The sequence below is a fragment of the Ruegeria sp. AH7 genome (assembly GCF_056541325.1).
Map to the genome: position 1 here is coordinate 366,676 of NZ_JBQFYF010000005.1, position 12,901 is coordinate 379,576.

At 58.1% G+C, this 12,901-nt stretch carries 13 protein-coding genes; 3 read left to right on the forward strand and 10 right to left on the reverse strand.

What is annotated here, in order from left to right; genetic code table 11:
- Positions 1–145: 145 nt before the first annotated feature.
- The 3 genes from ACR0JX_RS14335 to ACR0JX_RS14345 form a co-directional block, all read right to left on the reverse strand.
- Positions 146–943: a S49 family peptidase gene (locus ACR0JX_RS14335; protein ID WP_480544446.1), complete on the reverse strand. Its 798-nt coding sequence runs from the start codon at positions 941–943 to the stop codon at positions 146–148.
- Positions 944–1,046: 103 nt separating this feature from the next.
- The gene (locus ACR0JX_RS14340; RefSeq protein ID WP_170535638.1) at positions 1,047–1,808 is read right to left on the reverse strand and encodes an ABC transporter permease; all 762 of its coding nucleotides are present in this window, start codon (positions 1,806–1,808) and stop codon (positions 1,047–1,049) included.
- Positions 1,805–2,734 carry an ABC transporter ATP-binding protein gene (locus ACR0JX_RS14345; protein WP_480544447.1) on the reverse strand — a complete coding sequence of 310 codons (930 nt, stop codon included), beginning with the start codon at positions 2,732–2,734 and terminating at the stop codon, positions 1,805–1,807. The genes ACR0JX_RS14340 and ACR0JX_RS14345 overlap by 4 nt, the downstream gene beginning before the upstream one ends.
- Before the next feature lie 158 nt (positions 2,735–2,892).
- On the opposite strand from ACR0JX_RS14345, the gene ACR0JX_RS14350 reads away from it, so the two are divergent.
- Complete coding sequence (locus ACR0JX_RS14350) at positions 2,893–4,002, forward strand: CaiB/BaiF CoA transferase family protein (RefSeq protein ID WP_480544448.1); 1,110 nt, start codon at positions 2,893–2,895, stop codon at positions 4,000–4,002.
- Positions 4,003–4,061: 59 nt separating this feature from the next.
- Here the strand turns inward: ACR0JX_RS14350 and hemE are convergent, their stop codons facing one another.
- Positions 4,062–5,096: a uroporphyrinogen decarboxylase gene (gene hemE, locus ACR0JX_RS14355; protein WP_480544449.1), complete on the reverse strand. Its 1,035-nt coding sequence runs from the start codon at positions 5,094–5,096 to the stop codon at positions 4,062–4,064.
- Between the two features lie 107 nt (positions 5,097–5,203).
- On the opposite strand from hemE, the gene hemC reads away from it, so the two are divergent.
- Positions 5,204–6,175 carry a hydroxymethylbilane synthase gene (gene hemC / locus ACR0JX_RS14360; protein ID WP_480544450.1) on the forward strand — a complete coding sequence of 324 codons (972 nt, stop codon included), beginning with the start codon at positions 5,204–5,206 and terminating at the stop codon, positions 6,173–6,175.
- A 218-nt stretch (positions 6,176–6,393) separates the two neighbouring features.
- Here hemC and ACR0JX_RS14365 read toward each other — a convergent pair whose 3' ends face one another.
- Genes ACR0JX_RS14365 through ACR0JX_RS14390 form a run of 6 tightly spaced genes read right to left on the reverse strand, consistent with a single transcriptional unit; the run spans position 6,394 to position 11,843 of the window.
- Positions 6,394–7,665, reverse strand: a complete 1,272-nt coding sequence (locus tag ACR0JX_RS14365; protein ID WP_480544451.1) for an aspartate aminotransferase family protein — start codon at positions 7,663–7,665, stop codon at positions 6,394–6,396.
- A 33-nt stretch (positions 7,666–7,698) separates the two neighbouring features.
- Positions 7,699–8,805 (reverse strand): mandelate racemase/muconate lactonizing enzyme family protein, encoded by a 1,107-nt coding sequence (locus tag ACR0JX_RS14370; protein WP_480544452.1) that lies wholly within the window; start codon positions 8,803–8,805, stop codon positions 7,699–7,701.
- A complete protein-coding gene (locus tag ACR0JX_RS14375) occupies positions 8,802–9,086 on the reverse strand; it encodes a cupin domain-containing protein (protein WP_480544453.1) in 285 nt (94 codons plus the stop codon). The genes ACR0JX_RS14370 and ACR0JX_RS14375 overlap by 4 nt, the downstream gene beginning before the upstream one ends.
- Positions 9,083–10,189, reverse strand: coding sequence for a mandelate racemase/muconate lactonizing enzyme family protein (locus ACR0JX_RS14380; RefSeq protein ID WP_480544454.1), 1,107 nt, complete (start codon positions 10,187–10,189; stop codon positions 9,083–9,085). The genes ACR0JX_RS14375 and ACR0JX_RS14380 overlap by 4 nt, the downstream gene beginning before the upstream one ends.
- Positions 10,186–10,764: a dimethylsulfonioproprionate lyase family protein gene (locus ACR0JX_RS14385; protein WP_480544455.1), complete on the reverse strand. Its 579-nt coding sequence runs from the start codon at positions 10,762–10,764 to the stop codon at positions 10,186–10,188. Before ACR0JX_RS14385 ends, ACR0JX_RS14380 begins: the two co-directional genes overlap by 4 nt.
- Positions 10,761–11,843, reverse strand: coding sequence for an alcohol dehydrogenase family protein (locus ACR0JX_RS14390; protein ID WP_480544456.1), 1,083 nt, complete (start codon positions 11,841–11,843; stop codon positions 10,761–10,763). Before ACR0JX_RS14390 ends, ACR0JX_RS14385 begins: the two co-directional genes overlap by 4 nt.
- A 96-nt stretch (positions 11,844–11,939) precedes the next feature.
- On the opposite strand from ACR0JX_RS14390, the gene ACR0JX_RS14395 reads away from it, so the two are divergent.
- The gene (locus ACR0JX_RS14395) at positions 11,940–12,827 is read left to right on the forward strand and encodes a MurR/RpiR family transcriptional regulator (RefSeq protein ID WP_480544457.1); all 888 of its coding nucleotides are present in this window, start codon (positions 11,940–11,942) and stop codon (positions 12,825–12,827) included.
- Positions 12,828–12,901: the final 74 nt, after the last annotated feature.

Genomic DNA, 12,901 nt, shown 5'->3' on the forward strand with positions numbered 1-12,901 from the left:
ACAAGGGCCCTTGCCGATCTGGAATCTGCCACAACGCGGACATTTGGCCGAGCTCAAACGTTTTTGCCCAGGAAACCGCAGCTTGCCGAACATCGCCAAAACACCCATGGCAACCAGAAACAAGGTGACAATTTTGATGATCACGTCACAGACCGAAACGCGCGTAGGCCGCCCGCTCCTCTAGCCCGGCAATGGCGTCTTGCACCAGCGAAGCCCCGAAGCGCGACCAAATTGGTTTGCGCACGCCGTAGCGCCGAAATTTAACCTTCTCGCCGAAACGCTCCTGCATCTTGGGTTTGAGATGGGCGATGCCTTCGATCAACCCCAACTCCTGCGCGCGTTTTCCAAGCCAGACTTCGCCCGTAAAAAGATCGGCACTTTCGTCCAGCTTGTCCCCACGGCGGGCTTTGACATGCGCAATGAAGTTTTCATGGATGTCGCCCAACAGGCCCTGCAGACGCTTGACGTCTTCCTTCTTTTCCGGCCGGAACGGGTCGAGCATCGATTTCGACTTGCCAGCCGTATGCACGCGCCGCTCGAACCCCTGCTTTGCCAGAAATTCATGCGCTCCAAAGCTGGCAGAAATCACTCCGATCGAACCCAAGACCGAGCTTTCATCGGCCCAGATTTCATCAGCTGCCGCTGCCAACCAATAGCCGCCCGAGGCCGCGACGTCCTCGACAAAGGCAATCACCGGGATGTCGAGCTCATCAGACAATCGCCGAATACGTGACCCAATCAGCGAGCTTTGAACCGGTGAGCCACCCGGAGAGTTGACCTCTAGCGCGACGGCAACCGGCTTTCCCTTACGAAACGCCTTTTCCAAAACAGGGGCGAGCGAGGTATCGTTTAACGCTCCGCGACCGGCCATTCCAATAGCCCCGGACAGGCGTATGACGGCGACGACAGGATGTTTTTTGACAAACGGCAGGCTGAGTTTCATGGGTGCCGATGTAGAGTGCCCCCAACCCGTAAACAAGGGACTCATCCGGCCTTAAACGCGACGTGAACCAAATTCACACACTCGAAGGGCAAAAATGCAACGCCTAGCTGCGGATACGCCATCCGGTTTTGAATATCCAACCGATCACCGCAAGGCAGATCAGCGTGAACGCCACGATGGCCAGCAAGCTGAACACAACGGGTACGTCCGCCAGCCCGTAAAACGACCATCTGAAGCCCGATATCAGATACACAACCGGGTTGAACAATGTGATGGTCTGCCACAGCGGCGGCAACATCGAGATCGAGTAAAAAGTGCCACCCAGAAAGATCAGCGGTGTCACAACAAGCTGCGGCACCAGCGACATCTGTTCAAAGTTGCTGGCCCAGATACCGATGATGAACCCCAGCAGCGAAAAGCTGAGGCAGGACAGGATCAGGAAAGCCGCCATCGCAAATGGGTGCTCTATTCGGATATCCACAAAGAATGTCGCCGTGATCAGGATCACCAGACCAACGAACAGGGCCTTGGTCGCCGCCGCGCCCACATAACCGATAACAATCTCAATAAAGTTCACCGGGGCCGAGAGCAGCTCGTAAATTGTGCCTAGAAACTTAGGGAAATAGATGCCGAAAGACGCGTTTGAAATCGACAGCGTCACAATCGACAACATGATCAACCCGGGCACGATGAAGGCACCATAAGACACGCCCTCGACCTCTTGAATGCGGCTGCCGATGGCGGTGCCAAAGACCACAAAGTACAGCGAGGTCGACAGAACCGGTGACAGAAAGCTTTGCGCCAAAGTCCTGAAGAAACGGGTCATTTCAAATCGGTAGATCGCAGCGACAGCAGACCAGTTCATGCGGGCTCTCCCGATACCAGATTAACAAATATCTCTTCCAGACTGGATTGCCGGGTCTGAACGTCCCGCAAGACCAATCCGGCCTGCGCCACATCATTCAAAAGCGTGGTGATCCCGGTCCGATCAGCATTCGTGTCATATGTATAAACCAGCGCGTCGCCATTGCCATTCAAGGCCAAGTTATGAGCAGCCAGACTATCCGGTATCTCTGATATCGGAGCCGCCAGCATCACTTCGATCTGCTTTTTGCCCATCTGCGCCATCAGGGTGTCCTTGTCCTGCACCAGCAGCAGCTCACCCTTGTCGATTACCCCGACCCGATCCGCAATCGCCTCGGCCTCTTCGATGTAGTGCGTCGTCAGAATGATGGTGACACCGGCCTGTTTCAACTCGGCCACAATCTCCCACATGTCCTTACGCAGTTCGACATCGACCCCGGCCGTGGGCTCATCCAGAAACAGAATACGGGGCTCATGCGCCAGTGCTTTGGCAATCAGAACCCGCCGCTTCATGCCCCCCGATAACTCTTTGATCGCATTGCTGCGCTTGTCCCACAGCGATAGCTTCCGCAATATTTCCTCGATCCGACTATCGTCGCGCCCATACCCGAACAGACCGCGCGAAAACCGGACGGTATTGTACACTTTCTCAAACGGCTCCAACGCGATTTCCTGCGGCACCAGACCGATCATCCTGCGGGCGGCGCGAAACTCGGCCTGAATGTCATGGCCACCAACGGTGACTGACCCGGAACTGGGCGTGGTGATCCCACAGACGGTCGAGATCAGGGTGGTCTTGCCCGCCCCGTTCGGCCCGAGCAGAGCCAGAATCTCACCTTCTTCAATGTCCAGCGAAACGCCTTTCAGCGCCTCAAACCCGTCGGCATAGGATTTGCGCAAATCCTTGATGGACAAAATAGCAGTCATGGCTGGCCCTCGTTTGTGGTCGGAACCATATCGCGACTTGCCAGCGTGCGACAGGTCAGTTCCGCACAGTGTTCTCCGCATTTTTGCGGAAAGATCAATCGCCACTCTTGCAATCTTACCGATCCGCCGGAAACTTCGGCCCAAACAGGAGGCGTCACATGCTGAACGGAACACGCATCATCGAGGTTGAAGGGCTTGGCCCCGCGCCCTTTGCCGCCATGTTGCTGGCCGATCTGGGCGCGGATGTGATCACCATCCATCGCAAAAACGGCACCCCGCCACCGGGAATGCCGGACCGCTCGATCCTGAACCGGGGCAAACGATCGATTGCGCTGGATCTGAAAGACGCTGACGATCTGGAAACCGCAAAGCAGTTGATCGACACCGCCGATGCGCTGATCGAAGGCTTCCGCCCCGGCGTGATGGAAAAGCTGGGCCTCGGGCCAGATGAATGCCTGCGAAGCAATCCAAAACTGGTCTATGGGCGCATGACTGGTTGGGGGCAGAACAGCCCCTTGGCCCAGACCGCAGGCCATGATCTGAACTACATCTCTCTTTCCGGTGCGCTTTGGTACGCATCAGCATCCGATGCGATTCCACAAACCCCAGCCACACTGGTGGGCGATATCGGCGGCGGTGCGATGTACCTGGTCGCAGGGTTGCTCGCAGGCCTCATCAACGCCCAAAGCACTGGAGAAGGCACGGTGGTCGACGCCGCCATCTATGACGGCTCGGCCCATATGATGAACCTGCTGATGACCATGCGCCAAACTGGCAACCTGCAAGAGGCACGCGGTCAAAGCCTGCTGGACGGCCCGCATTGGAGCCGCACGTACACCTGTTCGGATGGGCGTTATATCACCGTTCAATGTCTCGAACCCAAGTTCTACGCCGAATTCCTGAAGATCATTGGGCTGTCTGAACACGACGCCTTTGAACCTCAATACAACCCGACGCTCTGGCCCGAGCAGACCCGTCGCTTGGCGCAGCTATTCTGCAAACATCCGCGGGACCACTGGGCAAACTTGTTCCAAGGCTCAGACGCCTGTGTCGCTCCGGTTCTCAGCCCGGATGAAGCCCTCACCCATCCCATGAACGATATGCGTCAAACATGGCAGAGCGTCGACGGCACCCTTCAGGCAGCAGCCGCGCCCCGCTTCTCAAACCGCTGCTGGACCCCGCAGCCCAGCCCGACCCGAGGCGAACACAGCGCCGAGATCAAAGCGGAACTCGACCAATTGCGCCGATCCAACCCTTCATCTGGCTAAAAATATCCCGGGGGATGAATTGGCCGCAGGCCAAGAAGGGGGCTGGCCCCCTTTTCCCCTTACCGCCCACGCACAGTGTCGATCATCAACTGCACATTCTCTGGGTCCGCATCCGGCGTGATCCCATGCCCCAGGTTGAAGATATGGGGTCCTTTCGAAAACGCCTCGACAATGCGCCGGGTTTCATCCACCAGCGCCTGACCGCCTGTGACCATGTGCGAGGACGCAAGATTGCCCTGAACACAGCCGTCTACCTGCACATGCGCCGCCGCCCAATCAGGCGCGACCGAGTTGTCCAAAGCTACGCAATTCACGCCGGTGTCTTTGGCAAAACCGATATATCCATCGCCCGCTTCTCGCGGAAAACCAATGACCGGGATATCGGGATGGCGCGCTTTGATGGCCTGCGTAATTACCCGGCAGGGTTCCACCGCATATTTCCGGAACGCCTCGCCTTTCAAAGACCCAGCCCAGCTGTCGAAAATCTTGACCACTTCTGCACCCGCCTCAATCTGAGCCGAGAGGTATTCGATGGTCGCCAGCGTGATCCGATCCAGTAAAGCTTCAAACAGCGCAGTGTTCCCCTCGCGCAGCGCATGCGCGGGGCCCTGATCCGGTGTGCCGCGCCCTGCGATCATATAGGTCGCCACCGTCCAGGGCGCACCGGCAAAACCAATCAAGGTTGTTTCAGAAGGCAACTCGCGCGACAGAATCCGAACGGTTTCATAGACCGGAGACAATGTTTCATGAATATCCTCAACCGGCTTCAGAACATCAAAGTCCGATTGCTGCGTGACCGTCGACAAACGCGGGCCCTCACCGGTCACAAACCACAGATCAGCCCCCAATGCCTGCGGCACCAATAGAATATCGGCAAACAGAATCGCCGCATCGAACCCGTATCGGCGGATCGGCTGCAACGTGACCTCGGCAGCCAGCTCGGGGTTATAGCAAAGCGACAGGAAATCTCCGGCCTGCGCCCGCGTTTCGCGATATTCGGGCAGATACCGGCCAGCCTGACGCATCATCCAGATCGGCGGCACGTCCTGGACTTCACCCGCCAGCGTCCGCAACAACTTTTTCGTCTCGGCCATCTTTGCCCCCAAGTGTTCTAATTGGTCCACGGGGTCATCCTTTGGCGGCAATTTGTCAAGCGCAGCCCCCATTGTCAGGGCAATGTGACGCGACTAAAGCTGTGCCCATGACACTGACCCTGCCCACCCCCGCATCGCCGCTGAAGATCGGCACCCGAGGCTCGCCGCTTGCTCTGGCGCAGGCCTTTGAAACGCGCCAACGGTTACGTGATGCGTTCGATTTGCCCGAGAACGCGTTTGACATCGTGGTGATCAAAACCACCGGCGACAACCGCGCCATGATCGACGCGGACCGACCGCTGAAAGAAATCGGCAACAAGGGCCTGTTCACCAAAGAGATCGAAGAGGCGATGCTGCGCGGCGCTATCGACATCGCCGTGCATTCGACCAAAGACATGCCGGTTGCACAGCCCGAAGGTCTGGTGCTGGACGCGTTCCTGCCGCGTGAAGACGTTCGGGATGCCTTCATCTCTCCGCAGTTTCAGGCCATCCACGACCTGCCTCAGGATGCAGTGGTTGGCACCTCGTCGCTGCGGCGCAAGGCGCAATTGCTCAATCGCCGGCCTGATCTGAGTGTTGTCGAATTCCGGGGTAATGTTCAGACGCGCCTAAAGAAACTGGCAGATGGCGTGGCCGAATGCACGTTTCTGGCCATGGCGGGCATCCGGCGCCTGGACATGGCGGATGTTCCAGCCAGCCCGATCTCGCCCGACGAGATGCTGCCCGCCATTGCACAAGGCGCTATCGGAATAGAGCGTCGCGAAGATGACAGCCGCGCCGCCGAGATGCTTGAAGCAATTCACCATGTGGAGACCAGCAACCGACTGACAGCCGAGCGATCCTTGCTGGCGGCGCTGGATGGTTCATGCGAAACCCCAATCGCTGGTCTGGCCGAGATCAACAATGGTCAGCTAAGGCTGCGCGGCGAGGTTCTGCGCCCCGACGGGTCCGAAGCGATTGGTGAAGACACCACCGGAGCCATCGAAGACGGCGCTGAAATGGGCCGTGCCGTAGCTGATATCCTGCTCAAAAATGCAGGCCCCGGATTCTTTGATTGGAAAAAAATCGAAAAATTTTAACCAATGTGAACTTTTTCACAGCGCAGGGCCGGAATTCAGCTGATAGTGTGTTCATACCGGTTGGAAAATCGGGACAGTCTCGAAAGTATCGAAAAGTTTCAAGTTGTTAGTGTTTTAATCAGTGTTCGAGGGGGCGAGGCTGACCCCGACATTCAAAAGGTCCAGGGTCGCTGTTGGGGGTCAACAGCGGCCCGATTTTTTTGGATCAAGGCGTATCTTTAGCTTATAGCGCTGACTGCTTGCTGAATGGCATATTGTGTCTGTTCCAGATCCGCCTCGGTGATCGCCAAGGACGGATAGAGCTTACCTGGCGATTTGAAGATACCATGCGCGCGCAACACGTCATTGAACAGGACGTTGCGCTTTGGATCGTCATGCTTGGCGCTGCGATAGTCACGACAGTCGCTACTGGTGAAGTAGACGTCAAACAGGGTCACGTCACCGCAAATCTGGTGCGCGATCCCGGCCTCATTCAACGTATCGGCCAGCATATTTTGTAGGCGCGCACCAATGTCGCGCAGGCGATCATAAGTGCCGTCGCGGCGCAGAATCTCCATCGTTTTCAGCCCGGCGACCGAGGCAACGGGGTTGCCTGACAAGGTGCCAAGCTGCATCAGCCATCCACCCTCGCCCACTTGCGATTTGTCGAAATGCTTCATGATATCGGCACTTGCGCCCAACGCGGCCAGCGGGAAGCCTCCGCCGGTGATCTTGCCCATCGTACAGATGTCGGGTGTCACGCCATAGCGCTCCTGCGCGCCGCCATAGGCCAAGCGGAAACCAGTGACGATTTCATCAAAGATCAACAAAACATTGTGCTTGTCACACAGATCGCGCAGGCCCTGCAGATAGCCGGGCATGGGCGGGATGATCCGCTGCAGAGGTTCGACCATGATCGCGGCGATGTCGCCATGTTCGTTCAGCAGGGCTTCTACCGCGTCCAGGTCATTGAACGGAGCGATCAGCACCTGATCCGCGACCCCCTGTGGGATACCGGCGCTGTCGGGTACAGCCTGTGGGAAATTGACCTGTCGGCTAGGGGCTAGGCTCATCTGTGCCTCGGCGCTCATCCCGTGATAGCCACCTTCGAATTTCAGGATTTTATCGCGCCCGGTATAGGCCCGCGCCAGACGGATCGCATACATATCCGCCTCACCCCCCGAAGCAACAAAGCGGACCTGTTCGCAACAGGGCACCGCCTCAATGATCGCTTCTGCCAGTTCGATGCCCTTGGCGTTGTTGGCGAAAAAGGTCATACCCTTGGGCAGTTGCTCCAGCACGGCCTCCATCACCTCGGGATGACCGTGGCCCAGCAACATCGGCCCTGATCCGATCAGATAGTCGATGTATTCGTTGCCATCCTCATCCCAGACACGGCTGCCCTCACCACGAGAGATAATGATCCCCGGATCGAAATTGCCAAACCCGCCCGCTGGCAAAACAGCATTCGCGCGGTCGATCCATTCGGCTTGAGTGTTGATCTTCAGCATGTCACGCGATCTCCATCGTAATAAACTCAGTGACTATTCATAAATCGCGACCGGGTCACCCAGCGCGTCTTCATCGGGGTGCACGCCAAGACCCGGAGCCTCGGGCAAATGCAGGTGGCCGTTGATATTGCGGGGGCCGCGACCACCGGCAATATCGACGGTGATCATATCCTGACAGGCCCAGACGGCGTGACAGTAGTGATCCGGGATGGTCGCAGCCAGATGCAGGGCCTCGGTATCGGCCAGAACCGTTCCGCCAGTCGCCATCACGAACATGTCGATCCCGTGGGCCAGTGCGATATCCCGTAGCCGCGCGGCCTTGGTCAAACCACCGACCCGGTTCAACTTGATCCCAAAGACCTCAGCGATCCCTTCGCGGGCGATACGGGCGGCATCTTGCAACGTCACCAGACTTTCATCCACCGACACGGGTGAGGCATGACGGCCAGAGAGGGCGGCGATATCGTCGAGTGACTCGCCAGGCTGTTCGAACATCACGTTCAGGTCTTCACAGGCGCTCATCACCCGCAGGGCCTGTTGCCGCGTCCAGCCCCGGTTGACGTCATACAGGACAATCTCACCCGGTCGCCGGATGCTTTCCACATCGCGGACACGGGCGATGTCACGTTCCACATCGCCACCGATCTTCACCGAATGGGCCACATAGCCCCGGCTGCGGTAACGTTCGATCACCTCGCGGGTTTCTTCGACTGTCTTCGCCCCAACGGACGAGGCAATCGGGCGCGGTGTACGGGACCCGCCGCCCATCAGATCAGCAATCGGCAACGCCGCCGCCTGCCCGGCAATATCCCAGCAGGCCATATCAATCGGGCTTTTGGCGTAGAGATGGCCGGGCAAGGCCAGATCCATCGCGCGCTCAACCTCCAGCACCTTGCGCGGATCTAGGCTCAGAATGAACGGTGCCATGGTCTCGATCCCAGCCCGAATACCCGGCCCATGTGCGGGCACATAGGTGTGACCCCATGGCGTGCCCTCACCCCAACCGATCAGCCCCGCATCGGTTTCCACCTTCACCAGCGTCGCGTCCAACACTTCGAATTTCAGCCGCCCACCAGACAGCCAATAAGGATGCTCAAGCGGTAGATCGACGTGATAGACCGAAAGGCGCGTGATCTTCATTTCAGTTCCACTTCAACAAAAGACATCGGTTCGTCACCCGCGTTGATCACATTATGCTCGACGCCTTCATCGCGGCGATAGGCTGTTCCGGCGGGCACAGTGACCTCTTTGACGGAACCATCCGGCAGCTCAAGGCGCATGTGACAATCCGTGATGGCCGCGATGACGTAATCCATCTGGTGCCGGTGCCACCCGGTTTCTGCACCGGGGGCAAAGTCAAAACGTGTGACGCGCACGCGCGCGTCGTCGATCATCTGGGTAGCGATGGCTTGAGGCTTCATAAGGCATACTCCGCCACTGGTGCGCCGAGGCTTTCAAAGTCTGGTTTGACACCCAGGCCGGGTGTGTCAGTCGCGTATAGCTTGCCATCACGGGCAATCGGGCCGCCGATGCCGGTGGATCGGGTGTTGTAGTTCATCAAATCGGTTGTGTTCTGCAGATACTCCGACGGGGTCGAGGCCGCGAAATGGGCCACGACAGCGGATGTGATCTCACCGCCCCAAGTATCCTCGCTGACCACGGGTATCCGGTTTTCGACCAGATAGTCCCTCACCCGCCGCGCTTTGCTGAGACCGCCGAGGTTCGAGATCTTCAGACAGCAAATCTCGGCCCCGCGATCTGCAACAATCCGCTGCGCCACGTGCATGCTGGTTAGGCATTCGTCCAGCTTCATCGGCTGCTCAGCAACACGTCTGACTTGCTGGCATTCCTCATACGTCCGGCAGGGCTGTTCGAGGATGAAATCCAGATCGCGCGTGGCACGGGCCACCCGGATCGCATTGTCAACCCTCCAGCCCTGATTTGCATCTGCCATCGCCTTTTCGCTGGGTTCCAGAAAGGGCACTGTGCTGCGAATGCGGTCAATGTCACTGGCCCAGTCACCACCCACCTTGATCTGGAACTGGCGGTAGCCCTGATCGCGATACCGGTTCATCTCGGCAATTGTTTCGTCAGTGTCTTTCTGTGGTGCAACCCGATACATCGGCGCACCGTCGGTCAGCTTGCCCCCCAACAGCATCCAGACGGGTTGATCGCAGGCCTGCCCCAGAATATCCCAGCACGCGGCATCGAACGGGGCCTTGGCGTAGCCGTGACCTTGTACCATATGATCCATGATCTGTTCGATCTGACCCACTTGTCGCGGATCTTGACCCAACAGTGAGGATGCAACCAACCGCGCCAGCGCCGCGACCCCTTCGGAATGGGCAACCATGTAATTCTCGCCGCAGGGCGTAAACTCACCACAGCCCTGCAGGCCGGCATCCGTGTCGATCACCACGACCGATGCTATGGCGGTTTCAATCGCGTTTCCCGCACCCCAAACATAGGCGCCCCCAACATAGGGCAATCCGGTCTGATAGATGCGGATGCGTGTGATCTTCATGCCGCGTCCATTCTTGGCAGATCGCCCATACCCGCGCCGCGCCACAGAACAAATGTCAGGATGGGTTGATCGGTTGTAACCATGGCATGGCTTTCCCAACTGGAGTGCATTCGGGTTTGATCTGGCCCAACGAATGCCGCATCCTCGGCGCTCTTGAACACAGCGCCGCCCGCCAAGGTCAAATAAAGCTCCTCAGCCTGATGGCTGTGCCAGTCATAGTTCAACCCGGCGCCCCAATACCCGATATAGCCGCGCAGCTGGGTCGAGTAGAAATGGCCGGTTGGGCCAAACAGTTCATAATATCCATAGCGGGCCAGAAAATCCGCACCGACCTCGTCTTCGGTATAGGTCTGTTTCCAATGGGCCAGATGCGTCGTCCCTTGCACCGCGGCCACCAACCTTTGGGTCAATTCGCTGCCCTTGACCTCAAATTCCCGCACTTGGTCTGCCGCTGCGATGTGACTGAGGTGGGCGTGCGTAACTGACAGGTCCGAAGGCCACGCGCCAAACGCGGACAGCTCAGGATGTGCCTGATGCACCTGCCGAGCAGCTTCTAGGACATCATACAGCGTCATGGGATCACCACGATGTTGCCGGTATGTTGTTTTGCGACGAACGCGGCCTGGGCCTCTCGCAATTCTTCAAGCGGGTAGGTTGCGGCAAGGGCCGGTTTGATCTCACCCGCTTCGATGTATTTGACGAGGTTCTGCATGACCTGAGGGTCAATCACGGTGGAACCGGTGAAGGTCAGATCGCGCAGATAGAACGTGCGCAGGTCGAACTCGACCATAGGCCCGGCAATGGCACCCGAACATGTATACCGACCGCCGCGTTCCAATACGTCAATCAGGTGCGGCCAATAAGGACCACCCACCACATCTGCCACAACTGTGATTTTCTCAGCCCCAAGCGCTGCGCGCAGATTTTCAGGCGCACGGGGCAAGATTCTGTCTGGGCCAAGCTTGGCCACGTCTTCGTGCTTTGCCTCAGAAGCCATCGCGATCACACGGGCACCCCTGCGCTTGGCCAACTGCACCAAAGCACCGCCAACACCACCCGATGCGCCCGGTACCAGAACCGTATCCGTGTCGGTCACATTGGCGCGGGTCAGCATCCCTTCGGCAGTCGAATAGGAACAGGAGAATGTGGCCAGTTCAGCGTCCGAAAGGTCCGAGGTGACTGGCACGGCATTCACCGCCAATGTCGTCGCGAATTCAGCAAAGCCGCCATCCCGTTCGGACCCGTAGTAACCCGTCTTATCCATGTTCTGCGGATCGTCCGGGTCACGCAGCCAGCCATCGGTGATCACCCGTTGTCCGACGCACGATGGGTCCACACCCTCGCCAACCGCAACGATATGGCCACAAATGTCAGCGCCTTGAATGCGGGGAAAAGTGATGGGCGCACCGCCCCAAGTGGGATCATCTTCGCCAACCTCGGCAAACGCACCACCGGTTGTCGCGTCGGTCACGGTTTTCGAATACCAGCCCGACCGTGTGTTCACATCCGTATTATTCAGCCCGCATGCGGCCACACGGATCAACACCTCACCCGGCGCAGGATCGGGGCGCGGCCAGTTGTCGTGCAAAACCATCTGCTCGAGACCGCCATGTCCCATGGTCACCATGGCCTTCATTGTATCAGGCAGGGTCATCCTTTAGTCTCCGTAGTTGGGCCACGGGTTGATACACGTTTCATGGCCTGCGATTCTGCTCGACAGGCTAATTTCACAACTGTACCATCGTCAATCATGAATGACACAAATGTATCATCAATCGTTCTGGATCGTCTATCCGAGGAATGGGATGCCCTGACGCCCGAAGCCCAAAAGGCCGCACGGTATGTGCTGGAAAACCCTACGGATGTGGGCGTATCCACCGTGCGCGAGATTGCCGAGGCTGCCAAAGTCAAACCCAATACCTTTGTCCGCATGGCGCGGCAGGTCGGGTTCGAAGGCTACGAAGATTTCCGCGCGCCCTTCCGCGAAGCGATCCGCAAAGGTTCGGTTTCATTTCCCGACCGCGCCCGCTGGCTACAGGAAATCGGCAAATCGGGCGAAATGGGAGGGCTTTACGCCGACATGATCGGCGCGGCCATCCGCAATATTGAAGAGACATTTGCCGGCATCGATGTCGAACGACTGCGCGCAGCCGCCGAAGATATCTGGAACTGTCGCCAAATTTTCACGCTGGGCGTTGGTGTGAACAACTCGAACGCGCGCAACTTTACCTATCTGGCCTCGACAGGGATGAAGCAGTTTCACGCCATCCCCCGGTCAGGTTCGACCCCGGTGGATGATCTGGCCTGGGCGGATGAACAGGATGTCCTGATCGCCATCACCTGCCACCCCTACCGGACCGAAGTGATTGATGCGATCAAACTGGCCCGGCGGCAGGGGATGACAGTTGTTGGCATCTCGGACAGCCCCGCCAGCCCCGTGATCCTGAACGCACAACACGGGTTTGTCGTGGCCGCGGATACGCCGCAGTTTTTTCCCTCCTCAGTATCGACCATCGCCCTTTTGGAAACGCTGTTGTCCTTCGTCATCTCGGTTTCCAGCGATGAAATCGTGGAACGTGTCGAACGGTTTCACCAGCGCAGGCATCAGTTGGGCCTGTATGCGGCAGAGCCTGAATAGACCTACTATGCGGCTCTATCATCGCCCGGTTTCACATCCTCGATGTGGCCCATAGCAACAGGTTGTGGACGATG

Coding starts and splice junctions, on each gene's coding strand:
- ACR0JX_RS14335 (WP_480544446.1), bottom strand. CDS start 943: ATGAAACTCAGCCTGCCGTTTGTCAAAAAACATCCTGTCGTCGCCGTC.
- ACR0JX_RS14340 (WP_170535638.1), bottom strand. CDS start 1,808: ATGAACTGGTCTGCTGTCGCTGCGATCTACCGATTTGAAATGACCCGT.
- ACR0JX_RS14345 (WP_480544447.1), bottom strand. CDS start 2,734: ATGACTGCTATTTTGTCCATCAAGGATTTGCGCAAATCCTATGCCGAC.
- ACR0JX_RS14350 (WP_480544448.1), top strand. CDS start 2,893: ATGCTGAACGGAACACGCATCATCGAGGTTGAAGGGCTTGGCCCCGCG.
- hemE (WP_480544449.1), bottom strand. CDS start 5,096: ATGGCCGAGACGAAAAAGTTGTTGCGGACGCTGGCGGGTGAAGTCCAG.
- hemC (WP_480544450.1), top strand. CDS start 5,204: ATGACACTGACCCTGCCCACCCCCGCATCGCCGCTGAAGATCGGCACC.
- ACR0JX_RS14365 (WP_480544451.1), bottom strand. CDS start 7,665: ATGCTGAAGATCAACACTCAAGCCGAATGGATCGACCGCGCGAATGCT.
- ACR0JX_RS14370 (WP_480544452.1), bottom strand. CDS start 8,805: ATGAAGATCACGCGCCTTTCGGTCTATCACGTCGATCTACCGCTTGAG.
- ACR0JX_RS14375 (WP_480544453.1), bottom strand. CDS start 9,086: ATGAAGCCTCAAGCCATCGCTACCCAGATGATCGACGACGCGCGCGTG.
- ACR0JX_RS14380 (WP_480544454.1), bottom strand. CDS start 10,189: ATGAAGATCACACGCATCCGCATCTATCAGACCGGATTGCCCTATGTT.
- ACR0JX_RS14385 (WP_480544455.1), bottom strand. CDS start 10,764: ATGACGCTGTATGATGTCCTAGAAGCTGCTCGGCAGGTGCATCAGGCA.
- ACR0JX_RS14390 (WP_480544456.1), bottom strand. CDS start 11,843: ATGACCCTGCCTGATACAATGAAGGCCATGGTGACCATGGGACATGGC.
- ACR0JX_RS14395 (WP_480544457.1), top strand. CDS start 11,940: ATGAATGACACAAATGTATCATCAATCGTTCTGGATCGTCTATCCGAG.